Source organism: Streptomyces diversicolor (assembly GCF_057537855.1).
This window is the reverse complement of sequence record NZ_BAAJXA010000003.1, coordinates 348,217-371,728: the sequence shown is the minus strand read 5'-3', so window position 1 is coordinate 371,728 and position 23,512 is coordinate 348,217. Positions and strand designations below refer to the sequence as shown.

At 73.5% G+C, this 23,512-nt stretch carries 17 protein-coding genes; 6 read left to right on the top strand and 11 right to left on the bottom strand.

Translation table 11 applies throughout. The features are described 5' to 3' along the window. Window positions 1-4 precede the first annotated feature (4 nt). Window positions 5-832 (top strand): sirohydrochlorin chelatase, encoded by an 828-nt coding sequence (locus AC27LF_RS05305; RefSeq protein ID WP_479662114.1) that lies wholly within the window; start codon window positions 5-7, stop codon window positions 830-832. 196 nt (window positions 833-1,028) lie between these two features. Here the strand turns inward: AC27LF_RS05305 and AC27LF_RS05300 are convergent, their stop codons facing one another. The 3 genes from AC27LF_RS05300 to AC27LF_RS05290 form a co-directional block, all read right to left on the bottom strand. Continuing rightward, window positions 1,029-1,940, bottom strand: a complete 912-nt coding sequence (locus tag AC27LF_RS05300; protein WP_479662113.1) for a sigma-70 family RNA polymerase sigma factor — start codon at window positions 1,938-1,940, stop codon at window positions 1,029-1,031. A gap of 74 nt (window positions 1,941-2,014) precedes the next feature. Beyond that, window positions 2,015-2,623 (bottom strand): TIGR03086 family metal-binding protein, encoded by a 609-nt coding sequence (locus tag AC27LF_RS05295; RefSeq protein ID WP_479662112.1) that lies wholly within the window; start codon window positions 2,621-2,623, stop codon window positions 2,015-2,017. 111 nt (window positions 2,624-2,734) lie between these two features. Then, window positions 2,735-3,283, bottom strand: a complete 549-nt coding sequence (locus AC27LF_RS05290) for a DUF1697 domain-containing protein (RefSeq protein WP_479662111.1) — start codon at window positions 3,281-3,283, stop codon at window positions 2,735-2,737. A gap of 346 nt (window positions 3,284-3,629) precedes the next feature. Here AC27LF_RS05290 and AC27LF_RS05285 point away from each other — a divergent pair, with 346 nt between their 5' ends. After that, window positions 3,630-5,873, top strand: coding sequence for an MMPL family transporter (locus AC27LF_RS05285; protein WP_479662110.1), 2,244 nt, complete (start codon window positions 3,630-3,632; stop codon window positions 5,871-5,873). Window positions 5,874-6,539: 666 nt separating this feature from the next. On the opposite strand, the gene mgt is transcribed toward AC27LF_RS05285, so the two are convergent. The 4 genes from mgt to AC27LF_RS05265 form a co-directional block, all read right to left on the bottom strand. Then, window positions 6,540-7,751, bottom strand: a complete 1,212-nt coding sequence (gene mgt, locus AC27LF_RS05280; protein WP_479659657.1) for a macrolide-inactivating glycosyltransferase — start codon at window positions 7,749-7,751, stop codon at window positions 6,540-6,542. 388 nt (window positions 7,752-8,139) lie between these two features. Continuing rightward, complete coding sequence (locus AC27LF_RS05275) at window positions 8,140-9,417, bottom strand: ABC transporter substrate-binding protein (RefSeq protein WP_479659658.1); 1,278 nt, start codon at window positions 9,415-9,417, stop codon at window positions 8,140-8,142. Further along, window positions 9,417-10,250, bottom strand: coding sequence for a carbohydrate ABC transporter permease (locus tag AC27LF_RS05270; RefSeq protein WP_479659659.1), 834 nt, complete (start codon window positions 10,248-10,250; stop codon window positions 9,417-9,419). The genes AC27LF_RS05275 and AC27LF_RS05270 overlap by 1 nt, the downstream gene beginning before the upstream one ends. Then, a complete protein-coding gene (locus AC27LF_RS05265) occupies window positions 10,247-11,161 on the bottom strand; it encodes a carbohydrate ABC transporter permease (protein WP_479659742.1) in 915 nt (304 codons plus the stop codon). The genes AC27LF_RS05270 and AC27LF_RS05265 overlap by 4 nt, the downstream gene beginning before the upstream one ends. 172 nt (window positions 11,162-11,333) lie before the next feature. On the opposite strand from AC27LF_RS05265, the gene AC27LF_RS05260 reads away from it, so the two are divergent. Beyond that, window positions 11,334-12,197 (top strand): phosphotransferase enzyme family protein, encoded by an 864-nt coding sequence (locus AC27LF_RS05260; protein ID WP_479659660.1) that lies wholly within the window; start codon window positions 11,334-11,336, stop codon window positions 12,195-12,197. A 55-nt stretch (window positions 12,198-12,252) separates the two neighbouring features. On the opposite strand, the gene AC27LF_RS05255 is transcribed toward AC27LF_RS05260, so the two are convergent. From AC27LF_RS05255 to AC27LF_RS05240, 4 genes are all read right to left on the bottom strand, one after another. Further along, complete coding sequence (locus AC27LF_RS05255; RefSeq protein WP_479659661.1) at window positions 12,253-12,966, bottom strand: exonuclease domain-containing protein; 714 nt, start codon at window positions 12,964-12,966, stop codon at window positions 12,253-12,255. 281 nt (window positions 12,967-13,247) lie between these two features. After that, window positions 13,248-14,489 (bottom strand): SAV2148 family HEPN domain-containing protein, encoded by a 1,242-nt coding sequence (locus AC27LF_RS05250; RefSeq protein ID WP_479659662.1) that lies wholly within the window; start codon window positions 14,487-14,489, stop codon window positions 13,248-13,250. Window positions 14,490-14,592: 103 nt separating this feature from the next. Next, window positions 14,593-15,912, bottom strand: coding sequence for a copper amine oxidase (locus AC27LF_RS05245; RefSeq protein ID WP_479659663.1), 1,320 nt, complete (start codon window positions 15,910-15,912; stop codon window positions 14,593-14,595). 97 nt (window positions 15,913-16,009) lie between these two features. Continuing rightward, complete coding sequence (locus AC27LF_RS05240; protein ID WP_479659664.1) at window positions 16,010-16,840, bottom strand: Tat pathway signal sequence domain protein; 831 nt, start codon at window positions 16,838-16,840, stop codon at window positions 16,010-16,012. A 198-nt stretch (window positions 16,841-17,038) separates the two neighbouring features. On the opposite strand from AC27LF_RS05240, the gene glgX reads away from it, so the two are divergent. The 3 genes from glgX (at window position 17,039) to AC27LF_RS05225 (ending at window position 23,384) form a co-directional block, all read left to right on the top strand. Continuing rightward, window positions 17,039-19,147 carry a glycogen debranching protein GlgX gene (gene glgX, locus AC27LF_RS05235; protein WP_479659665.1) on the top strand — a complete coding sequence of 703 codons (2,109 nt, stop codon included), beginning with the start codon at window positions 17,039-17,041 and terminating at the stop codon, window positions 19,145-19,147. Window positions 19,148-19,283: 136 nt separating this feature from the next. Next, complete coding sequence (treY, locus tag AC27LF_RS05230) at window positions 19,284-21,779, top strand: malto-oligosyltrehalose synthase (RefSeq protein WP_479659666.1); 2,496 nt, start codon at window positions 19,284-19,286, stop codon at window positions 21,777-21,779. A gap of 354 nt (window positions 21,780-22,133) precedes the next feature. Continuing rightward, window positions 22,134-23,384, top strand: a complete 1,251-nt coding sequence (locus tag AC27LF_RS05225) for a M14 family zinc carboxypeptidase (RefSeq protein ID WP_479659667.1) — start codon at window positions 22,134-22,136, stop codon at window positions 23,382-23,384. Window positions 23,385-23,512 lie beyond the last annotated feature (128 nt).

Here is a 23,512-nt window from a genome sequence, read left to right as displayed (position 1 = left end):
TGGCATGCGCACACCGGTCCGCCCCGCGCTCGTGGTGATCGCCCACGGCAGCCGCGATCCGCGGCATGCCGCGACCGTGCACGCCCTGGTGCGGCGGGTGCGGTCGCTCAGGCCGGGGCTGCGGGTGGCGACCGGCTTCCTGGACTTCGACGCGCCGTCCGTGCACGCGGTGCTGGAGTCCCTGGCGGCGGAGGGCGTACGGGACGTGGTGGCGCTGCCGCTGCTGCTCACCCGCGCCTTCCACGCGAAGGCGGACGTGCCCGCGGTGCTGCGGGACGCCCCGCCGCGGCTGCGGATCCGGCAGGCCGATGTGCTCGGGCCGTCGCCGCTGCTGCTCGCGGCGCTGGAGCGGCGGCTGCGGGAGGCCGGGGTCGCGCCCGGCGACAAGCCCTCGACCGGGGTCGTGCTGGCCTCGGCGGGGTCCACGGACCCGGAGGCGATCGCGGTGATCGCCTCCATCGCGCGGCAGTGGCGGCGCAGCGGATGGCGCGCCGTGCGGCCCGCGTTCGCCTCCGCCGGATCGCCCGCGGGGTTCCCGCCCACCGAGGAGGTGGTGCGGGAGCTGCGCGGGCTGGGCTGCGCACGGGTGGCTGTCGCGCCGTACGTCCTCGCGCCCGGCTTTCTGCCGGACCGGATCGCGCGGGGCGCGCGGGACGCGGACGCGGATGTTCTGGCCGAGGTGCTGGGGGCGGGGGCGGAGGTGGCCCGGGTCGTGCTGGAGCGGTACGGCTCCGCCGGGTCAGCGGGGTCCCCTGCGGGGCTTCGGCTGTCGGGGGCGGGTGCGGGTGCGGGTGCGTCGTGGCTCGGCGCGCAGTTCCCCGCGCCCCTGTAACTGTAGGGCGCGGATCTGCCGTCGGCTTCATGCCAGAACGCCGCGACGCCTCGACTGTCGAGTGCGGGTGCGTGGGGGCTTGTCGCGCAGTTCCCCGCGCCCCTATGGGCGCGGAACACCTTGGCCGTCGGGTGCGGGTGCGTCGCGGCTTGTCGCGCAGTTCCCCGCGCCCCTATGTGGCGCTGATCTCGCGGCGCTATGGGGGGTTCTCGGGGAGCAGGGTGATCTCGATCTGCTGGAGGTGTCGGGGGTCTGCTGTCAGCTGGATCTCGGTGATGCGGTCCGCCTCGTCGAAGGTGAAGGTCAGGACCAGGCGCGGGCGGGCGTGTGGGGCCATGACCAGGCCGAGGGTGCCGTCCAGCAGGGCGAGGCCGGTGAAGCGGGCGCGTGCCACGGCGGCCATCGCGCCCCGCGCGACCGGCTCGGCGCCGCGTACCGTGATCGGCTCCGGGGTGGGCACGACGAACCGGTCGGCGTGCAGCACCACGTCAGGGTCGAGCAGCGCGAACAGCGCCGCGAAGTCCCCGCCGCGGGTGGCGGCCAGGAACGCCTCGACGGCCGCCCGGCGCCGCCCCTGGTCGTCGCCGGGCCCGGGGGCGCGGCCCCGGACCCGGCGGCGGGCGCGGCTGGCGAGCTGCCGGGTCGCGGCCGGCGACTTCTCGATCACCGGGGCGATCTCGTCGAACGGCACCGCGAACAGATCGTGCAGCACGAACGCGACCCGTTCGGCCGGGCCCAGCGCGTCGAGCACCACCAGCAGGGCCACGCCGACCTCGTCGGCGAGCAGTGCCTCCCGGGCCGGGTCCGCGGCCTCCGCGTCACCCGGCGCCTGCTCGTCGGGCCGCTCGTCCGCGAGCGGTTCCTCGCGCCGGGTGCGGCGTGCCCGCAGCAGGTTCAGGCACACCCGGCTGACCGCGGTGGTGAGCCAGCCGGTCAGGTTCTCGACCTCGCCGAGGTCGGTGCGGGCCGCGCGCAGCCAGGTCTCCTGCACCGCGTCGTCCGCCTCGGCGGCCGAGCCGAGCAGCCGGCGTGCCACGGCCGTCAGATGCGGCCGGTCCTGCTCGAAACGCGCCGCCAGCCGGCCCGCTTCGCCCGTGGTCTCGTTCACCGTCCGTGCTTCCTCCCCCGTCCGGGCGGTCCGGACCGTCGAAGGATACGAAACCCGCCGTGCCGGGCGGAAGATCACATGGCGGTGGAGGAGCGGCCGACCGCCCGCTGCCGCGGGTCCCGGCCGCTCGCGGCCAGCGCCCGCTCGAACACGGGCGCGTTCTCGGGCACCGGCACCGGGTCGGCGAAGCCGTCGTACTGCCGGTAGAGGTCGCCGTGCTTCTCCACCACGTCCAGGACCAGGCGGGCGGCGCCGGCCGAGACGCGGAACTCCTGGCCGGTGGCGACCGCCACGTCCCAGCCGTGCACCGCCGTCTCCTTGATGATCATGCCGGCGAGTTCGACGGCGGGCATCTTCGCCAGGCCGAGGTCGATCTCGCCCTCCCACACCGAGGGGTCCGCCCAGGCGGCGACCGCGCGGTCCAGCTGGGCGGCGTACGCCTCGGCCCAGTCGGCGTCGGCGGTGAAGTCGCGGGCCGTCAACTCCTCGGGCAGCGGCTTGCGCAGGGCGCGGTGCTCCAGGCCGTGGGAGGTGTAGAGGACCCAGTGGTTCACGAGGGCCCGGACGGTCCAGTCGGGGCAGTGGGTGCGGTCGTCGAGCCGGTCCTCGGGCACCCCCCGCGCGACGCGGGCCGCCTCGGCGGCGCATTCGGTCAGGTACGGGTACAGGGCGTCGTACGTCATGCGGCCACGCTAGGGAGCGCCCGGCGCGGGCCTCTTGAACAAACGCGACAGCGCCACCGGCCGGCGGGGTGACCTCGGCCCGGGGTCGAGGGTTCCTCGGGCCGCGCCGGGTCACTTGGCCGCGGCGGTCAGCTCCACGAGTTTGCGGACGGTGTTCCAGTTGCGGCTGGTGGCGATCACGTCCCTGGTCCTGCGGGGCCGGGACAGGGCCTCGGCCAGCTTGGAGCGGCCGAGGCCGTCCGGCGCGTACAGGTACAGGACGCGGTCGCCGAGCCGGAACTCCTCGGGGTGGTGGGCGGCCGCGTCGATGTCCGCGTAGCGGGCCGCGTCGACGGGGGCGGAGAAGTAGGTGGCGTGCAGCTGTCTTCCTTCGAGGTCGGCGGCCGGGAACGGGCAGGCGTCGACGACCGCCTTCAGATAGGCGTGGTCGCGCACGATCACGTCCACGGCGAAGCCGAACCGCTCCCTCGACGCCCGGCCGATCTCCGCGGCCAGCGACTCCTCGTCGCCGTGGTCCGCCGCGAAGACCGCCTGACCGCTCTGCAGATAGGTCCGCACGCGGTCATGGCCCAGGTCCTCCAGGAGCCCGCGCAGCTCGGCCATCGGGAGCTTTCTGCCGCCCACGTTGATTGCGCGCAGCAGCGCCGCGTACGTCGTCATCCACACACGATAGCGACGACAGCGACGGGCGTCCGTCGTGCCCCGTGGGGGCGGGCACGACGGACGTGTCCGACATGCTTGCGCGGTCACAGAGCGGGTCCTCGGCCCGGATCGGACGCGGCGCGTTCGGCGACCCTGATCCCGCTCCGCGCGGCCCCGGACAGGTGTAGGGGACAACCGTACTCCTGGGCGATGAGCCCCCGGGGTCCCACGGAATGAGCCGGGCCGGCCGCAGTTCACCGGGCAGCACGACGAGACGCGCTCATCGCGCCCCTACCTTCGAAGCGACACGTAGCGGACGTGTGGCGGCCGGGGCCGTCACCGCACACGAGGGGGCAAGCCCGTCATGGGGAACGGAGATTCGCGGGTGCGGGGCCTGGCCGCCCGGGCCGGCGGCTGGAGCGCGCGCCACCGATGGGCTGCCGTCGGCATCTGGGTGCTGTTCGTCGTCCTGGCCACGGGACTCGGTTCGGCCGCGGGACGGGTCGACGTCGACGCGAGCGATCAGATGGGGGGCGAGACGCACACCGCGGCGCAGATCATCGACGACGCGGGCATCAAGGAGCCGGCCGGCGAGACCGTGCTGATCCAGGCCCGGGACGGCTCGGTCAAGGCCACCGACGCCGCGTTCAAGGCAGCCGTCGCCGATGTCGTCGAGGCGGTCGGGGCCACCGGCAAGGTCACCGATGTGACGTCCCCTTACGACACGGGGACGATCTCGAAGGACGGCCGCAGCGCGCTGGTGCAGTTCGACATGCGGGGCGACGCGGAGACCGCCGCCGACCGGGTCGAGCCGGTGCTGAAGGCCGTCGAGGGCGTACAGAAGGACCACGGGTCGCTGCGGATCGAGGAGATCGGCGGCGCCAGCATGAACAAGCAGTACCAGGACGCCTTCGGGTCGGACTTCCAGCAGGCCGAGTACTCCGCCGTGCCGGTCGCCCTCGGCATCCTGCTGATCGCCTTCGGCGCGCTGGTGGCCGCGCTGCTGCCGGTGGCGCTCGCACTCACCGCGATCATGGCGACGATGGGTCTGATGGGTCTCGTCAGCCACCTCCAGCCGATGAGCGACACCGCCAACTCCGTGATGCTGCTGGTCGGCTTGGCGGTCGGTGTCGACTACTGCCTGTTCTATCTGCGCCGGGAGCGCGAGGAGCGGGACGCCGGGCGGGACGCGGGCACGGCGCTCAGGATCGCCGCCGCAACCAGCGGGCGCGCGATCATCGTCTCCGGTGTCACGGTGTGCGTGGCGATGGCGGGCATGCTCTTCACCGGGATCGCCGAGTTCAAGGCGATGGGCCTGGCCTCGCTGATGGTCGTCGCGGTCGCCATGGTCGGGTCGGTGACGGTGCTGCCCGCGCTGCTGTCGCTGCTGGGCGAGCGGGTCGAGAAGGGGCGGATCCCGTTCCTGCGCCGGCGCAGCCGCGGCGTTCCCGCCGAGAGCCGGTTCTGGACCGCCGTGCTGCGCGGCGTGCTCGCCCGGCCCGTGGTGTCCGTCGTCGTCGCGGCGGGCGCGCTGCTGGCCCTCGCGGCGCCCGCGCTCGGCATGAAGACCTCGCAGCTCACGCTGGACCAGGAGTTCGGGGACGGGCTGCCCATCGTGCAGACGTACAACCGGGTCAACGAGGCGTTCCCGGGCGGCTCCGAGCCGGCCGAGGTGGTCGTCAAGGCTCGGGACATCAACGCGCCCGAGGTCAAGCAGGCGCTGGCCGACTTCAAGCGGCAGGCGGTCGACTCGGGCGCCTCGCGCGGCCCGGTGGACATCACGCTGCACGACGCGCAGAACGTCGCCCTGGTGTCCGTGCCGCTGGTCGGCGGCTCCGACATGGACAAGGCGGGCAAGAGCCTGGAGAAGCTGCGCGACGAGGTGCGGCCGGCCACGCTCGGCAAGGTCGACGGCCTCAAGGCGCCGATCACCGGACAGGTCGCCGGGTCCAAGGACTTCAACGACCAGATGGCCGGCTCCGTCGTCCCGGTCTTCGCGTTCGTGGTCGTCTTCGCCTTCCTGCTGATGCTGCTGTCGTTCCGCTCGCTGACCGTCGCCATCACGTCGATCGTGCTGAACCTGCTGTCGGTGGGCGCGGCCTACGGCATTCTCGTCGCCGTCTTCCAGCACGGCTGGGGTGCCTCGCTGGTGGGCGCGGAGGGCGTCGGCGCGATCGTCACCTGGCTGCCGCTGTTCCTGTTCGTGATCCTGTTCGGGCTGTCCATGGACTACCACGTGTTCGTGGTCTCCCGGATCCGCGAGGCACGGCTGCGCGGGCGCGGCACGAAGGAGGCGATCCAGCACGGCGTGGTCACCACGGCGGGGGTGGTCACCAGTGCCGCGGTCATCATGGTCGCCGTGTTCGCGATCTTCGGCACGCTGTCCATGCAGTCCATGAAGCAGATGGGTGTGGGCCTCGCGGCGGCGGTGCTCATCGACGCGACCGTGATCCGCGGTGTGCTGCTGCCGTCCGTGATGGCGCTGCTGGGCGAGCGGAACTGGTACCTGCCGAAGTGGCTGCACCGGCTGCCCGACCTCACCCACGACGAGTCCCCGGAGCCACCGGCCCCGACACACCGCGCCGAGGGCGAACCCGTACGGGTCTGACCCCACCCCGCCCCCTCCACGAGGGCCCGCCGTTCCCCCCGGGGGAGCAGCGGGCCCTCCCCCGCCCCGTCGCCGAAGCCGCCGTCCCGGGTCGCGGAAATCCATGCGGCGTCCCGCTGGGGTGCCGGGGCCGGCCCCGGAGCGAGAACCCGCGGTCCCCCATCAGGGCCCGCGTGAGCCGTACGGGCCGGTCTTGCGCCCGAGGCGAGGCGCCGCGGCCCCCGGCCCGCGCCGAAGCGGGACCACCGCGGGCTCCCGCCAGTCAGCGCCGCCATGGCCGCCGCGGCGCCCGCCTTCGCCGTCGCGGACGACCGACGGCGACCCCCGCACCCCGTGGCCGGACCGCCACCGACCCCGCACCCGGTCAGCCGCACCGCCATCTGCGCCGCGCGTATTCTTCGCACCGGCACCGGATCGCCCACGCGCGCCCCGGCAGCGACCCGGCAGGGACCCGGCGTCCGCCGTGCACCGTCCGCCGGAGCGCCACCGACCCCGCACCCGGTCAGCCGTACCGGCATCTGCGCCGCGCGTGTTCTTCGGACCGGCACCGGATCGCGCACGCGCGCCCCGGCAGGGACCCGGCAGCGACCCGGCAGGGACTCTGCGTCCGCCGTGCAGCGTCCGGAGCCCGTGTCGGGACGCGGTCGAGGTGGGCGGGGGCAGATGTCACCGGCGGTGGGTGGGGAGTTCGGCCTCGATGAGGTCGGCCGCTCGTGGGGTGCCGCCCTCCTGGGCCATGTCGGACTGGATGCGCTTGAGCCGCCTGGCCACCTCCGGGTCGTCGACCAGGGCGAGGGCCGTGGCCCGCAGCGTCGCGGCGTCCGCCTGCTCGGTGTCCAGGCGCCGGGCCACCCCCAGCCCCTGGAGCACATCGGCGTTGCCGAACTGGTCCACGGCCTGCGGTACGGCGATCATCGGCGTGGCCGTGGCCAGTCCCTCCTGGCTGCCGCCCGCGCCGGCGTGCGTGACGAACAGGTCGGCCCGCCTCAGGATCGCCAGCTGCGGAACCCAGCTGCGCACCTCCACGTTCGCCGGTACGACCCCCAGCTCGCCGGGATCGACATGCCGGCCAATCTGGAGCACCAGGTGCCAGCCGGGCAGGTCCCCGAACGCGGCGACGCACTCACGGTAGAACGCGGGCTGCTTGGTGAACGCCGAGCCGAGCGAGACCAGCGCCACCTTCTCGGCGCCGGCCGGCCGCTGCCAGTCGCCCTCGGCGCAGCGGTCGCCCTGGCAGGCGCCGACGAACGTGTGGACGCGCTCGTCGACCCGGTCGGCATGCGGCTGGAGCGCCTTCGGGATCAGGACGACGGAGCGTGCGGGGCGGCCGACGAAGGGATCGGGGTGCTGGGTGATCCCGTTCTGCGCGAGCCAGGACTCGAAGCGGGCGTAGTAGGCCCGGCCGCGCTCGGTCCTGCGCGGCTCGGCCCACAGCGGCTCCATGACCTCCTCCTCGTAGCCGTCCCAGGCGACCAGGTTCGGTGAGAGGGAGATCGCGGGCACGCCCCACCGGTGGGCGAGGACCCTGGCCGGGTAGGAGGCGATGTCGTGCAGGACGAGGTCGGGTACGCCGTGCCCGCCGTGCTCGTACGCCTCGATCAGCTGGGGCAGCGCCTGGATCGCGTCGTTCAGGAACGGCTCCACGTTGTCCAGCAGGGTGCTCCCCCAGGCTTCGGGGTCGGCGTTCGGGCCGGGCAGCGTGGAGGTGTAGCGCACCGGCAGGGCCCCGGTCGCGGCCACCTTCTCGGCGAAGACCGGCGGGATCGCATAGGTCACCCGGTGCCCCCGCGCGACGAGTTCGCCGATCACCTCCAGGCTGGGGTTCACATGGCCGTGGGCGGCGATGGAGAACATGGCGATATGCGCGGGAGTGGTCATTCCGCGAGGCTAAACAAGACGATACGTCTCGTGCAACGAGGTTTCCGCCGCCCTGCTCCGCCACCGATGCCCAGCGGGGCACCGGCGGTGGCGCGGGGCAGCTCGATGCCGCTGATACAAGACACCGCACCTCACGCGGGACGCCCGTACGTGCCGCGAGCCAGGGCGCCCCGCGCCACCGGGCCTTCGGCAGCATGCCGGCGCGGCCGGACACCCGTCCGAGGGGGCCGGCCCACCGCCCGCGAAACCGCCCCGCGTGCGCGGGCCGCCCCGAGGCGGCGCCGCGCCGAGACATACGCCCCCGAGCCCGGGGCTCGCGGGAGCACGGGCCCGCGACCTGCGGCCCTGCGTCCCCGCCGGCCTGCGGTCCGTGGCCCTGTGGCGCGGGTCAGCGTTGGTAGCGGGAGAGGATCAGGTTTCCGTCGTGTTCCAGACGGTGGCGGAGTTCGGCCAGGTCGATGGCTCCGCTGTAGTACTCCTGGAGGGCCGGGGTGGCGACCTTGTCCTTCCATTCCGGGTAGCCGCGCACGGACTGGGCGGGTGCCGGGCTGAGGTGAGCGGCCAGAGCAGCCCCGACCGCCCAGCCGTCCTCGGCGGTGTGCAGCGCCGGGTCCCGCAGGGCCCGGGTGCCGGTGGGCAGCATCCAGTCGCCGAGGGCCAGCCGCACCATGTTCCGGGGCCGCAGCAGGAAGTCGACGAACGCGGCGGCCTCCTTCTTGTGCGGGCTGTCCTCGGCGATGGACAGGGTCTGCGGGCTGACCCCCTGGGTGAGCCCGTCGGCGCCGGCCGGTGCGGGCAGCACCTGCCACTCGAAGCCCTCAGGCGCCTGCTGCGCGACCTGCTGCCGGTAGGAGAAGCCCAGCGGGACCATCGCGTACCGCCCGCCGAAGAAGCCGGGCAGCGTGTCCGAGCCGCCGCTGCCCAGCGTCGATCCGGGCGCGCTGCGGTCGGCGACCTGGTCGCGGACCGTGCGCGGCACCACCGCGTCGCCCGCTGCGAACCGCACCGTCACCCGGCCGTCCGCGCCCCGGTGGAAGAGCCTGCCGCCCGCGGACAGGGACAGGTTGAGCGTGGCGGAGACGGGCTCCTTGAGCGGCCAGGCCACCCCGTACGTGCCCTCTCCGCTCAGCCGCGCGGTCACCCGCCGGAACTCGGCCCAGCTCCAGGGGCGTTCGGGCGTCGGTATGCGCACGCCTGACGCCCGCAGCCAGGCCGCGTTCGCGATCAGCACCCGTGGCTCCTGAAGGAACGGCACGCCATAGACGCCGTCCCCGAACGTGGTGGTCCGCCAGCTCCGTTGCGGGATGTCCGAGGTGAGCCGGTCGGACAGCAGGCCGGTGAGGTCGGCGAGATGGCCGCCGTAGGCGAAGTCCGCGAGGTCGTCGGAGGCGTCGTGGACGATGTCCGGGGCCTCGCCGCCCTCGAAGGCGGTGAGCAGCTGGTCGTGGACGCTGTCCCAGCTTCCCTGGACGTACTCGACCTGGACACCGGGGTGCGTGGTGTTCCACTCCCGTACCAGTTCCCTGGTGGCGGCCACGGACTCCTGTTGCCAGGCCAGGGACTGGAACCGCAGCCGGATCGGGCCGGTGCCGTCCCCTCCGGCAAAGGAGCAGCCCGCGAGGAGCAGCAGGAGTGCGCCGAGCAGCGTCGCCGTCCGGGTCCGCATCAGCTCTTCACCGCCCCGGCGAGCATGCCGCTCGTGATCCGCCGCTGGATGAGGGCGAACACCAGAAGGGACGGCAGGGTCGCGAGGGACGCGGCGGCGGCCAGCGGCCCCAGGTCCGCTACGCCCTCCGCGCCGACGAAGTGGGTGAGGACGACGGGCAGGGTCTGTTTCTCCGGTGTCTTCAGCAGCACCAGCGCGAAGAAGAACTCGTTCCATGCGGTGACGAACGCGAACAGCGCCGTCGCCACGATCCCCGGCGCCAGCAGCGGCGCGGTCACCGACACCAGGGTCCGCAGCCGCCCGGCCCCGTCGACCGCCGCGGCCTCCTCCAGTTCGGCCGGCACCGCCCGCACATAGCCGGTGAGCATCCACAGGGCGAACGGCAGCGCCCACACCACGTAGACCAGGATCAGCCCGGCCAGGGAGTCGATCAGCCGCAGGCTCTTCAGCACCAGGAACAGCGGGATGACGACCAGGACGAACGGGAACGCCTGGCTGACCACCACCCATCCGGTGGCCGCCCGGGACAGCGCCGTGCGGCGGCGGGCGACCACGTACGCCATCGGCGTCCCGATCAGTACGGCGATCAGCGCGGCCCCGAGCGCGGCGAGCAGGGAGTTGAGTGCGGCGTGCAGCAGCGGCTGCTCGTCGAGGGCCTGCCGGAAGTTGGCCAGGGTGGGGTCCCTCGGGATCCAGGTGGGGTGCGCGCTGCCCAGCTCCCGTGGCGACTTGAACGCGGTGGAGACCAGCCACAGGAACGGCAGGGCGAGGAAGGCGAGATAGCCGAGCAGCGCCGCGTACTGCCCGAGCCGCGCACCGGTACGGGTCCTCATGCCTCGTCACCTCCCCGCAGCCGGCCCGCAAGGAAGACGGCAAGGAGCACCGAGATCACCGCGACCATCACGCATCCCATCGCCGCCGCGTAGCCGAACTGCCCGTAGCGGAAGGCTTCTTCGTAGGCGAACAGCATGGGCAGCCGGGTGCGTCCGCCGGGGCCGCCGTTGGTCAGCACATAGACCAGGGCGAAGGAGTTGAAGTTCCAGATGAGGTTGAGGGCGGTGATGGCCAGGGCGACCGGTCTGAGGGCGGGCCAGGTGACCGTGCGGAACCGGCGCCAGGCGCCCGCGCCGTCCACGGCCGCCGCCTCGTGCAGTTCGCGCGGGGTGTTCTGCAGCCCGGCGAGCAGGGCGACCGTGGTCTGCGGCAGGCCGGCCCAGACCCCGACGACGACCACCGCGGGCAGGGCGGTGCCGAGCCCGCCGAGCCAGTCCCGGCCGTCGCCGAGGCCCAGGTCGCGCAGGGTCTCGTTGAGGACGCCGGCGTCCGGGTTGTAGACGAGCCGCCACATCAGGCCGACGACGACCTCCGGCATGGCCCAGGGGACGATGGCCAGCGCGCGGGCCAGCCAGCGCAGCCGCAGGTCCTGGTCGAGCAGCAGGGCCAGGCCCAGCGCGAGCAGGAACTGCGCGGCGGTCACCGCGACGGCCCACACGAGGCCGATCCGGAACGACTCCCAGAACAGGGTGTCCTGGAGCAGGTCCCGGAAGTTGAGCCCGCCGATCCACCGCGTGGGCGCGGTGCGGCCGGACTGGGCGTCGGTGAACGCCAGCAGGACGCCGTACAGCAGCGGTCCCACGCTCAGCACGAGGATGGGGATCAGGGCGGGCAGCACCAGGAACCAGGCGCCGTGCCCCGCGGCCCGCCGCGCGGACCGCGCCGTCGGTCGCCCTCTCGCCTCGGTCAGCACTGCCACGGCGTCTCCCCCCTCTGCGCGGCCCGTGCGGGCCCCGTCATGGTCGTGATGGCTGCGGGCCTCGTCAAGGCATCGCGCACGGGCCGCGACCTGTACGGATGCGAGACTGGCCGACGGGCGGCGCCACCGGGCGACGCCCCTGGCACCGACACGGAGGCGGACGATGGACGAGGCACGCGCACGGGACGTACTGGCCACGGCAGGGGTGCTGCCGGAGCCGGCCCGGGGCGCGCGGCTGCTCGCCCTGGGCGAGAACGCGGTGTTCGCCGCCGGTGATCTGGTGGTCAAGGTGGGCCGGGACTCCGGCCTGCTGGAGCGGGCGCGGCGCGAGCTGCGGATCGCCGGATGGCTGGCCGAGGAGGGCGTTTTGGCGGTGCGCGCGGCCGACCCCGAGGCCCGGCTGGTGGACGGGCACCCGGTCACCGTGTGGCACCGGCTGCCCGCGGCCCTGCGCCCGGCCGAACCGCACGACCTGGCCGAGGTGTTGCGGCTGGTGCACGCCCTGCCCGCCGCTCCCTTCGAGCTGCCGCCGCGCGAGCTGCTGGCCGGTGTGGAGCGCTGGCTGCGGTTCGCGGGCGACACGATCGACCCGGCGGACGCGGCGTATCTGCGCGCACGACGCGACGGTTTCGCGGCGGCCGCCGCACAGGTGACCCCCCGGTTGCCGCCGGGCCCCATCCACGGTGACGCGCTCCCCCGTAATGTGCACATCGGCCCGGAGGGTCCGGTCCTGGTCGACCTGGAGACCTTCTCCGCCGACCTGCGCGAGCACGACCTGGTGGTCATGGCCCTCTCCCACGACCGCTACGGCCTGCCCGCCGCCGCCTACGACTCCTTCACCGAGACGTACGGCTGGGACGTGCGCGACTGGGAGGGCTGCTCGGTGCTGCGCGGGGCCCGGGAGACGGCCAGCTGTGCCTGGGTCGCCCAGCACGCCCCGGCCAACCCCAAGGCGCTGGCCGAGTTCCGCCGCCGGGTGGCGTCGCTGCGCGACGGCGACGAAACGGTGCGCTGGCACTCCTTCTGAGCCGCCGCCGACCGGGCTTCAGCTGGCTTCGCCCCGGCCGCGGCCGGCGCGGGTGTCAGTGGACGTAGGGCACGACCGGCCAGGCGGGCTCGACCGTCGCGGCGGGGTTCGAGGTGCGGCGCAGGTATCTCTGGAGCGAGGCCGCCTGTTCGGCCGCCGCACGGACCTGGAGGTCATGCAGCTCCGTCGGGGCCAGCGTGCCTATGACCGCGTGTCTGGCGCCCATGGAGCGCGCCGCGCGGGCCGCGGCCACCGCGTCCGCGACCGCGTTGTGCGCGTCGTCGAGCGGCACCCCGTAGTGCTCGCACAGCGCACGGAGATTGCGTGACCCCTTCCGGTAACGGTCCACGTGCTTGTCCAGGACCAGGGGGTCGATGACGGGCGACGCCCCTGCCCGCAGCCGGGCCGCGGGCGGCCGAATGCCGTGGCGCCGGCATTCGCGGTCCAGGAGCGAGAGGTCGTACCGCGCGTTCATCACCACCAGCGGGGTTCCCGAGTTGAGCACGTCGGCCACCGTCGAGGTGATCTCCTCGATCGCGGGAGCCGCCGACACTCCGTGTCTGCGGGCGTGTTCCGTGGAGATGCCGTGGATGGCGGACGCCTGGTGCGGGATGGTGATGCCCGGGTCGAGCAGCCAGGTGCGGGGCTCGGGCGGGCGTCCGTCCGCGTCCACGGCCACGACCGCGGCGGTGACGATCCGGTCGGTCTCGATGTCGGTCCCCGTGGTCTCCAGGTCGAAGGCGATGAGCGGTCCGCTGATCCAGCTCATCGCGGGACCCCGCTCACCGCCGCGGCCCGGAGGGTCCGGTGCCCTGCCGAAGCGCGCGGACGCAAGGCCGCGTTGACGGCGACGACGGCTGTGACAGGTGTGACGGTGTGCCGCTCGCGCGGTTTTCTCCCGGTCGTCTCCAGATCGGAGCCGATCAGCGGCTCCCGGTGCCGGCCCATGGGCGGTCCCCCTTCCTGATGGTGCGTTCCCCCAGTGGTTCTCACGATCGCATGCGCCACTGACAATCCGAGGACCGCGTTCCGCTTGTGCACGGGGACGGTTCAGGACACCGGGCGCGAATCCGCCCAAGCCAGCTCGAACTCCTCGCGATAGGTCGGAAAGAGCCCGGCCTCGACCACGTCGTCCGGCTTGACCAGGCGGCTGCCGCCGCGCAGCACCAGCACCGGCGACTCCATCCCCCGCGCCCCGCGCAGATAGGACTGCACCACCGCGACGCCGTCCGCGCCGTCGCCGTCCACGAGATAGGCCGTGAAGCGCGGCGTCTCGTCGTACACCTGGATCTCGAAGGCGCCCGGGTCGCGCAGCCGGGACCGCACCCGGCGCATGTGCAGGATGTTCATCTCCACCGACCGGCTCAGCTCGCCCCGTTTCATGCCCAGTTCGCGCTCCCGCCGCTTGACCGCGCTGGAGGCCGGGTTCAGGAAGAGCAGCCGGACCCGCCCGCCGGACTCGGCCATCCGCACCAGGCGCCGCCCGGAGAAGTTCTGCACGAGCAGGTTGAGGCCGATCCCGATGGCGTCCAGGCGGCGGGCGCCGCCGAAGATGTCCTCGGCGGGGAACTGGCGCAGCAGCCGCACCCGGTCGGGGTGCACGGCGACCACGTCCGCGTACCGGTCGCCGACCAGGTCCTCCACCGCGTCGACGGGCAGCCGCCGCGCCGAGGGCATGTCACCGCCCGTGCCGAGCATCTCCAGCAGCCGGGCGGAGGCCCGTTCGGCCTGGCCGAGGACGGCCTCGGACAGCGCGCGGTTGCGCGAGACGACGTTGCGGGTGACCTCCAGCTCGTCCAGCGCGAGTTCGACGTCACGGCGCTCGTCGAAGTAGGGCTCGAAGCACGGCCAGTGCTGGACCATCAGCTCGCGCAGCTGCGGCAGGGTGAGGAAACTGAGCACGTTGTCGTCGGCCGGGTCGAGCAGATAGCCCTTGCGGCGGCTGACCTCGCGCACGGCGACCGCGCGCTGCACCCACTCCTGCCCGGCGGGACCGGCCGCCGCGACCACCCAGTCGTCGCCGTGGACCGGTTCGTAGACGGGCCGCAGGACGGCGGCCACGACCGCGCGCAGCCGCTGTTCGACCAGGTTCAGCCAGATGTAGGCCCGGCCGGCCCGCTGGGCCCGGGTGCGCACCTCAAGCCAGGCGTCGGCGTCCCAGTCCAGCTCCGGTCCGATGGAGCCCGCCGCGTCCATCGGCCGGGCCAGGGACACCGCGCCGGGCGGGACGTCTGTGGAGTTCCCCTCGTGACTCTCGTCACCAGGGGGCAGCTCCAGCCCTCCCGAGCCCACCCGTGCACCGCCTTCCGCTTCCCCCGGGCATCCCCGTCCCAACGATCAAGGAAGGGTACTCCGGGAGCGGTCGGCGGTGCAGCCGGATGGACAGGGTCGTTGCTCAACTGCGAGGCTGCCAGTGTCCGTTCTGCCAGGAGAGCTGGTCGGGGGTGAGCGGATTCATGGCGGTGACGTCCCGGGGCGCGAGGGAGAACCCCTGCCAGTGGACGGGCATGGGCTGCTGGTCCTCGTCCCGCGCTATGTGGTGGAAGCCCACGTTCATCCAGACCACGGGGTGGGTGAGGGTCTGGCCGTTGACCCACTTGTCGACGGACTTGCCCGCTCCGGCGGGGCAGTTGCCGGTGTTGTTGCTGGCGAACTGCTCGCACTTGTTGTACTGGGTGAAGTAGACGTCGTGCCGGGTGTAGCTGCGCCCGGGGTACCTGGTCGTGGCCCCGGGGACGATCTCGTACGAACGCGCGTGCCCGTCCTTGTTCTTGCCGGTGGCGCTGACCACCCGCCACCAGCGGTAGGTCTTGTGGTCCCCGGCGAGTTCCTTGGTGACCTGGGTGCGGGTGGTCTTCGCGGTCGGGGCCTCCTGGCCGCGGGCCGGGGCGGTGACGGTCGAGTCGTACTGCTCGATCTTCGTCTTGGACGAGCCGTCGAGGCCGAAGTCCAGCCGCCAGAAGACGTTGTGGCTGTGGCTGGTGGCGTATGCCTTGGCGCCCTTGCCGATCGGCCAGCCGCGGCCGTCGCCCGCGTCGTAGTCCTCGTAGGAGAGGCTGCCGGTCGCGCCGACGTTCATGGTGATCGTGCCGTCGTCCTGGAAGCGCCACTCGGAGATGTACTCGTACCAGCCGACCTGGTTGACGGTGTAGACCAGCAGGTCCTTGCCCTGGGCCTGGTAGACCTTGGTCGCGCTGTCGCCCTGCATCCGGTAGGCGTGGCCGCGGGTGCGGGTGGTGGTGCACAGGCCCTTGACGTCCGGGTGCCGCGGGTCCCAGGCGTCCGGCACCTTGACGGTCTTGATGGTGCCGCCGGGGCATTCGCCCGGCGCCAGGTTCATCAGGCCCTGCGCGAAGCCGAAGCCGGTCAGGTCGTCGTACTCGACGCTGCCGTCGTCGTAGGGGACGTGGATCTGTCCCAGCCGGGCGCTGTTCAGCACCTTGATCGGCTTGGTCTCGCCCTTGGGCTGGTAGGAGACGTCGTCGAGGACCAGCCCGGCCTTGCTGTCGTAGCGCCAGCACATCCGCCAGGTGGTGCCGCCGGCGAGTTTCTGCTCGATGCGGTAGGCGGCGCTGCACTCGGCCGCGGCCGGCGCCGCGGCGCGCGGCTGGGCGGCGGCCGGGCCCGTGCCGGTGGTGGCGCCGGCGGCCAGCGCGGCCACGGACAGTCCGACGGCCGCCCGTGTGCGGGCACGGCTGATTCTGTTCACACGCATGAAGGAATGACTCCCTTGCAGGAAAGTGCGGGAGGTACCGGGATTCAGGAGGTACCGGGATTCACGGAGGCGTCCGAAGCGCCGGGCGGGCCGCGGCTCAGCCGCGGTCGAGCGCGGCGACCTTGCGCGCGCTCAGGTCGACCACCAGGTGACGGGCGTCGATCCAGGGCCCGTTGACGACCTTCGGGAACAGCCGTACGCAGCGGTGCTCGCCGCACCGGTCCAGGGCCGCGGGCTGGGCACCCGGCGCGGCACGGTAGACCGCCCCGTTGAGCAGCAGCTGGTCCGGGGAGGTGAGGTCCCGGCCGGTGGCGTCGCGGTAGTCGGCGCGCAGGCCCGCGCCCAGCGGGTCGGCGATCAGCAGCCGGGCCGCCTCGGCGTTCTCGGCACGGCTCAGCGGCGGCTGGACGCCGTGCTGGACGCCGGTGCGCACCACCTTCCCGGCGTCCAGGTCGACAGTCCTGGTGACGAGGGTGTCGTCCCGGTAGTCGTAGTACGTCACGTCCGCGCGGCGCGGCGCGGCCGGGTCGTCGGCCTCGTCGGCGTCCGGGTCGGCGAGGTCGACGGTGAGGCGCTGCGGGCCGCGCTCGCCCTCGACGTCCTGCGCGGCGCCGAAGTGCTGCCGGTCCAGGGCGATCCGTTCGACCCGGGCGATCTCGTCGTCGGTGAGCGGGTCGCCTCCCCTGCCCCGCGCGCCCTGCGCGGGCGCCTGCTCGACCACGCCCGGCGCGACCGCCCCGTCCTGCCCGGGCGCGGTCTGCCCGGGCGCGGCCTGCCCCGTGGTCCGGTCGCCGGCCGCGCCGTTCCCCGTCCCCTGGGCTCCCGCCGTGCCCGGCAGGGTGATCCCGATCATCACGGCGGTCGCCGCCACGGCTATGGCCGCGCCGGCCACCACCTTGCCCAGATGTCTGTGCACTGTCTCGCGCACTTCTTCCCCCAACTCCCCCTGTGGTCATGGGAGTACATGTCTGCCCCACTGGTTTCGCACACGGCGTCACATGCGTCGCTCATGTGCCTTGGTCGCCCGGTAAGAGGGGGCCAAGTGGCGGCGGGTTCCCTCACTTTGTGCCGCGACTCGGGGCCAAGGCGGCCCCGGCGGCACGGCACACCTGCGAGAGTCGTATCCATGCAGGTCTGGCCTGGAGAGGCATATCCGCTCGGCGCCACCTACGACGGCGCCGGGACCAATTTCGCGGTCTTCACCGAGGCCGCGGACCGAGTGGAGCTGTGTCTGCTGCACGACGACGGCTCGGAGACGGCGGTGGAACTGCGCGAGCGCGACGCGTTCGTGCGGCACGCGTATCTGCCCGGCGTGATGCCGGGGAAGCGGTACGGGTTCCGGGTGCACGGACCGTACGACCCGGGGCGCGGGCTGCGCTGCAACTCGGCGAAGCTGCTGCTCGACCCGTACGCCAAGGCGGTCAGCGGCAGCGTCGACTGGGGCGAGGAGGTCTACGGCTACCACTTCGGCGCGCCGGACGAGCGCAACGACCTGGACTCGGCACCGCACACCATGACGTCCGTGGTGGTCAACCCGTACTTCGACTGGGGCGACGACCGCAGGCCGCGCACCGAGTACCACCACACGGTGATCTACGAGGCCCATGTCAAGGGCCTGACCATACGGCACCCGGCGCTGCCCGAGGAACTGCGCGGCACCTACGCGGGGCTCGCGCACCCGGCGGTGATCGACCATCTGACGGGGCTCGGGGTGACGGCCCTTGAGCTGATGCCGGTGCACCAGTTCGTCGACGACCACCGCCTGGCCGACCTGGGCCTGAGCAACTACTGGGGCTACAACACGATCGGCTTCTTCGCCCCGCACAACGCGTACGCCTCCTGGGGCGACCGGGGACAGCAGGTCCTGGAGTTCAAGTCGGCGGTCCGCGCGCTGCACGAGGCCGGGATCGAGGTCGTCCTCGACGTGGTCTACAACCACACGGCGGAGGGCGATCACCTGGGTCCGACGCTGTCCTTCCGGGGCATCGACAACCCGAGCTACTACCGTCTCGCCGAGGACCCGCGCTACTACACGGACACCACCGGCACCGGGAACTCGCTGCTCATGCGGTCCCCGCACGTCCTTCAGATGATCATGGACTCGCTGCGGTACTGGGTCACCGAGATGCACGTGGACGGCTTCCGGTTCGATCTCGCGGCCACCCTGGCGCGCCAGTTCCACGAGGTGGACCGGCTGTCGTCGTTCTTCGACCTGGTCCAGCAGGACCCGGTGGTCTCCCAGGTGAAGCTGATCGCCGAGCCGTGGGACGTGGGCGAGGGCGGCTACCAGGTGGGCAACTTCCCGCCGCTGTGGACCGAGTGGAACGGCAAGTACCGCGACACCGTGCGGGACCTGTGGCGGGGCGAGCCGCGCGCGCTCGCCGAGTTCGCCTCCCGGCTGACCGGGTCGTCCGACCTGTACCAGGACGACGGACGGCGCCCGCTCGCCTCGATCAACTTCGTGACCTGCCACGACGGTTTCACGCTGCGCGACCTGGTGTCGTACGAGCACAAGCACAACGAGGCCAACGGCGAGGACAACCGGGACGGCGAGAGCCACAACCGGTCCTGGAACTGCGGGGTGGAGGGCGAGAGCGACGACCCGGGCGTGCGGGAACTGCGGGCCCGCCAGATGCGCAACTTCACGGCCACCCTGATGCTGTCCCAGGGCGTGCCGATGATCAGCCACGGCGACGAGTTCGCGCGCACGCAGCGCGGCAACAACAACGCCTACTGCCAGGACAACGACCTGTCCTGGGTGCACTGGCCCGAGGACGGCCACGAACTGCTCGACTTCATGCGGACGATGGTGTGGCTGCGCAAGGACCACCCGGTCTTCCGCAGGCGCCGCTTCTTCCACGGCCGGCCGGTCGAGGGCACCCACGACGACCTGTCCGACATCGCCTGGTTCACCCCCGAGGGCCGCGAGATGACCCAGAAGGACTGGGACTTCGCACAGGCTTCGGCGCTGACGGTGTTCCTCAACGGCAACGCGATCTCCGAGCCGGGCCCGCGCGGGGAGCGCATCGCCGACGACTCCTTCCTGCTGATGTTCAACGCCTCACCGCGCACCCTGGACTTCGTGGTGCCGGTCGATCACGGCCGGCAGTGGCAGATCATCGTCGACACCTCCCACCCGGACGGCGTACCGCCGCAGCCCGGCCCGAAGGTGGCCGCGGGCGCCCGCCTCACCCTCCCGGACCGCAGCCTCACGGTGCTGCAACGCCCGGCCTGACCGGGCACCGACCGCGCGCGGGTGCGTGCGGACGCCCCGCCCGACCTGGCGCCGCAGGCCGAAGGCTCCACGCGCGCGTGGGTGCGGGTTGGGGGGCCGTGACACGAAAAGGGGTGGGACGGGTACATAGGTCTGCATGACGGATGTCCGCACGGCAGACGAGCGTCCCGGGCCGGTGGTGCCCACGGCCACCTACCGGCTCCAGGTGCAGCCCGATTTCCCGTTCGCGGCGGCCGAGACCGCCGTGCCCCATCTGGCCTCGCTCGGCGTGTCGCACCTGCATCTGTCCCCCGTCCTTGAGGCCGTGCCGGGCTCCACGCACGGCTACGACGTGGTGGACCACGCGCGCGTACGGGACGAGCTGGGCGGTGAGCGGGGCCTGCGGGCACTCGCGCGCACCGCGCGGGAGCACGGGCTCGGGCTCGTGGTGGACATCGTGCCCAACCACATGGCGATGGCCCCGCGGCACAACCGCGCCCTGTGGGAGGTGCTGCGCAAAGGCCCCAAGTCGCCGTACGCGCGCTGGTTCGACATCGACTGGGAGGCGCAGGGCGGACAGCTGCTGCTGCCGGTCCTCGGCGGTCCGCTGGGCGCTGAGGCCGAGCACCTGGTGGTCGACGGCGACGTGCTGCGCTACCACGACCACGCCTTCCCGCTGCGCGAGGGCACGGAAGACCTGCCGCTGCCGCTGCTGCTGGACGCCCAGTGGTACCGGCCGGTGTGGTGGCGGCTGGCCCGTACGGAACTCAACTACCGGCGCTTCTTCAGCATCTCCGAACTCATCGGCGTACGAGTGGAGGACCCGGAGGTGTTCGCGGCCACCCATGCGAAGATCCTCCAGCTGCTGCGCGAGGGCGTGGTCGACGGGCTGCGCGTCGACCACCCCGACGGCCTCGCCGACCCCGACGGCTATCTGCGGCGGCTGCACGAGGCGACCGGCGGGCACTGGACCGTCGTCGAGAAGATCCTGGCCGACGGGGAGCGCCTGCCCGCCGCCTGGCCCGTCGCCGGCACCACCGGCTACGACGCCCTCCGGCACATCGACGGCGTGTTCACGGACCCGGCGGGCGCGCGGGAACTGCTCGGCCACTACCGGCGCCTCGCGGCGCCGCACGCGGACCGGGGCGGCGACTGGGAGGCCACGGTGCGGCGGGCCGCCCACCAGGTGCTCACCCATGAGCTGGCCGCCGAGGCGGACCGGCTGACCCGGGTGGTGAGCCGGCTGTGCGCCGCCTCGCCGGACCCCGCCCTGCGCGACCGCGCGCCCTGGGCGCTGCGCACCGCGCTGCGGGAGCTGCTGGTCCGGCTGCGGGTGTACCGGCCGTACGCCTGCGAAGACGCGGCCCGCGTGATCACCGAGGATGCCGCCGCCGAGGCCCGGCGGGCCTTCGCCGTGCCCGAGGAGGGCGAGGCGGTGGACGTCGTACGCGGTCTGCTGCTGGGGCCGGACGGGGACGGCACGCCCGGTGCAGGACCGGCCCTCGCGGAGTTCCGGACGCGGTTCGCGCAGACCGCGTCGGCGCTGCGCGCCAAGTCCGTGGAGGACACCGCGTTCTACCGGTACGTGCCGCTGCTGTCCGCGACCGAGGTCGGCGGCGACCCGGGCAGCCCGGCCGTGTCCCCGCAGGACTTCCACGCGCACTGCGCGCGCGTGCAGCGCGACTGGCCGGGCACCGGGACCGTGCTGTCGACCCACGACACCAAGCGCAGCGCCGACGTGCGCGCCGCGCTGGCCGTGCTCACCGAGTGCCCCTCGCGCTGGGCGGACGTCCTCGCCGAAGTGAGTCGCGACGGCGCGGTCGCGCCGGACGCGCAGCTCGCCTGGGCGACCTGGCAGACGGTGTTCGGGCTGGGCCCGGCGGACCCGGAGCGGGTCGTGCGGGCCCTGCTGAAGCACGCGCGCGAGGCGGGCCTGCACACGAGCTGGACGGAGCGGGAGACGGCGTACGAGGAGGCGGTCACGGAGTTCGTCGCGGCCGGGCCGTGCGGGCCGCCCGGCGAGCGCGTGGCCGCCTTCCGGGACGCGCTGGCGGCGCACGTACGGGCCAACGTCCTCGGCGCCGCCCTGGTCCATCTGACGATGCCCGGGGTGCCGGACCTGTACCAGGGCACGCAGGACGAGTACCGGGCGCTGGTGGACCCGGACAACCGGCGACCGGTGCGGTTCCCGCCCGAGGCGGCCGACGGATCCGGGACGGCCGACGGATCCGGGGCGACCGGCGGATCCGAGGCAGTCGGCGGGTCCGGGGCAGTCGGCGGGTCGGGGGTGGCGCCGGAGCCGGGGCGGTCCGGGGAGAAGGCCGCGGTGACGGCGGCGGCGCTGCGGCTGCGCGCACGTCGGCCGGACGTCTTCGGGGCGGCCGGGACGTACGCGCCGCTGACCGCGGAGGGCCCGGCCGCGGCGCACTGTCTGGCGTTCGCGCGGTCCGGGGAGGTGGTGACCGCGGTGACGCGGCTGTCGCTGCGGCTCGCGGAGGCGGGCGGCTGGCGCGACACGCGGCTCGCGCTCCCGCCGGGCCGCTGGGTGGACGTACTGGACCCGGAGCGCACGTTCGAGCACCACGCGCGCGTGACCGAACTGTTCGCCCCCCGCCCGGTGGCCCTGCTGGAGCGAGCCGCGGCGACGGGCTGACCCGAGCGCCGACAACGGGAAGACACGGGTGCTCCCAGTCGGCCGGGCAGCCTCGCCTCGGGGTCGGCCCCTCGGCGCGGGCCCCGTGCGGTGGTCCTGTGCGACACGGCGAGCGGCGCGTTCAGTGCCAGGCGGCGCGTTCGGCAGGGGGCGCGTTCAGGGCCAGGCGTTCCACGGGGCAGCGCGTTCAGGGCGGGCGGCCGGGTGGTGCGGCCCGTCGGGTGGGGCACGCCTGGTGCGGCAGCCGCGCCGGCGGTGGCGACCGCGGACTCGGTGGCTCCGCAGCGCCCTGCTTGACAGTTGCTTCCCGGCGTGCGGCACTGGGGATGGCGAAGTCAGGCGGACAAGTCGGGGGTGGGTCTGCTGCCGGAGCTGCATTACCCCAGCGTTTCCGAACTCACCGCGGTCGCACGGACGTTGGCCAGGGAGCGGCCCGGCCTGTGCGCGCTGCGACAGGTGGGTGTCTCCAGCGCGGGCAGACCCCTGCACCTGCTGTCCGTGGGGCATGCCCGACGTGCCGTCCTGGTGGTGGCGGGTGCCCACGCCAACGAGCCGACCGGTGGCTCCACCCTCCTCGCCCTCGCCGAACGGGTGCTGCACGAGCGGGAGTTGCGGTCCACCACCTCCTGGCACTTCCTGCTGTGCGCGGACCCCGACGGGGCCAGTCTGCATGTGGCGCCCGCGCCGCGCAGCCTGCTCGACTACCACCTCGGCTTCTACCGCCCCGCCGGGCCCGAGCAGCCGGAGTGGTCGCCCGCGGCGCTGCCGCCGGACCGGCTGCCGCCCGAGACCCGGACCCTGACCGGGGTGATCGACGAGTTGCGGCCCTACCTCCAGGTGACGTTGCACGGCACCGATCTGGGCGGCAGCTGGGTGCAGTTGACCAGGGACGTACCCGGGCTCGCCGAGCCGTTCGCGAAGTCGGCCGCGGAGTTGCGCATACCGGTGGAGACGGGCGCCTCGGACGCGGCCGGGTGGCCCGCCTCGGGACCCGGGGTGCGGGTGATGCCGGGACCGGACTCCGGTGCCGCGTACCCGAGCATGCCGGACGACGCGCGGCGCAGCACCTGGTACCACGCGCACCGGTACGGCGGTCTGACGGCCGTGGTGGAGGTGCCGATGTGGGCGAGCGACCTGGTGGACGACCCGGCGCCGCATCCCGCCCCGGCGGCGGCGATACGCCGGCTGGCGCACCGGTTGCGGCGGGACGCGCTCCAGGTGGAGCGGGTGCTGGCCGAGGCGCTGCCGCGGCTGGACGGCGCCGGGGGTCCGCTGCTGCGGTCCGCCCGGTGGGCGCTGGAGCTGATCCCGGGGCTGGCCGCGGACTGGATCGACACACCGCCGGTCGACACGACGATGGCGTACGTCGGGAGCGTCGACGCGTTCGGGCGGCGGCTGCCGCTGCGGGCCGCGGCCATGCTGCTGCGGGTGCTCCGGGCCGCCGACGACCGTGCCGCGCCCGGCCTTGAACAGCTCGTCGCGGTCTGGTGCGACGCCTTCGCGAAACGTTTCCGCGCTCGCTGGGTGCCCCTGGAGCACCAGGTGGAACACCAGTCGCGCACGGTGCTGGCCGCGGCCCACCACGCACGCGACCGGGACGTGTGAAGCCGGGGGCGTGTGAAGCCGGGGCATGTGAAGCCCAAGGCGAGTGAAGTTCAGGACGTCTGGAGCCGGGGCATGTGAAGCCCAGGGCGAGTGAAGCTCAGGACGTCCGGAGCCCGGGGCGCCCGCCC

Bases quoted from the DNA above. Each gene is read 5' to 3' on its own strand.
- AC27LF_RS05270 (WP_479659659.1), bottom strand. From the start codon at position 10,250: ATGAGGACCCGTACCGGTGCGCGGCTCGGGCAGTACGCGGCGCTGCTC.
- AC27LF_RS05285 (WP_479662110.1), top strand. From the start codon at position 3,630: ATGGGGAACGGAGATTCGCGGGTGCGGGGCCTGGCCGCCCGGGCCGGC.
- AC27LF_RS05275 (WP_479659658.1), bottom strand. From the start codon at position 9,417: ATGCGGACCCGGACGGCGACGCTGCTCGGCGCACTCCTGCTGCTCCTC.
- glgX (WP_479659665.1), top strand. From the start codon at position 17,039: ATGCAGGTCTGGCCTGGAGAGGCATATCCGCTCGGCGCCACCTACGAC.
- AC27LF_RS05260 (WP_479659660.1), top strand. From the start codon at position 11,334: ATGGACGAGGCACGCGCACGGGACGTACTGGCCACGGCAGGGGTGCTG.
- treY (WP_479659666.1), top strand. From the start codon at position 19,284: ATGACGGATGTCCGCACGGCAGACGAGCGTCCCGGGCCGGTGGTGCCC.
- AC27LF_RS05295 (WP_479662112.1), bottom strand. From the start codon at position 2,623: ATGACGTACGACGCCCTGTACCCGTACCTGACCGAATGCGCCGCCGAG.
- AC27LF_RS05245 (WP_479659663.1), bottom strand. From the start codon at position 15,912: ATGCGTGTGAACAGAATCAGCCGTGCCCGCACACGGGCGGCCGTCGGA.
- AC27LF_RS05305 (WP_479662114.1), top strand. From the start codon at position 5: ATGCGCACACCGGTCCGCCCCGCGCTCGTGGTGATCGCCCACGGCAGC.
- AC27LF_RS05255 (WP_479659661.1), bottom strand. From the start codon at position 12,966: ATGAGCTGGATCAGCGGACCGCTCATCGCCTTCGACCTGGAGACCACG.
- mgt (WP_479659657.1), bottom strand. From the start codon at position 7,751: ATGACCACTCCCGCGCATATCGCCATGTTCTCCATCGCCGCCCACGGC.
- AC27LF_RS05290 (WP_479662111.1), bottom strand. From the start codon at position 3,283: ATGACGACGTACGCGGCGCTGCTGCGCGCAATCAACGTGGGCGGCAGA.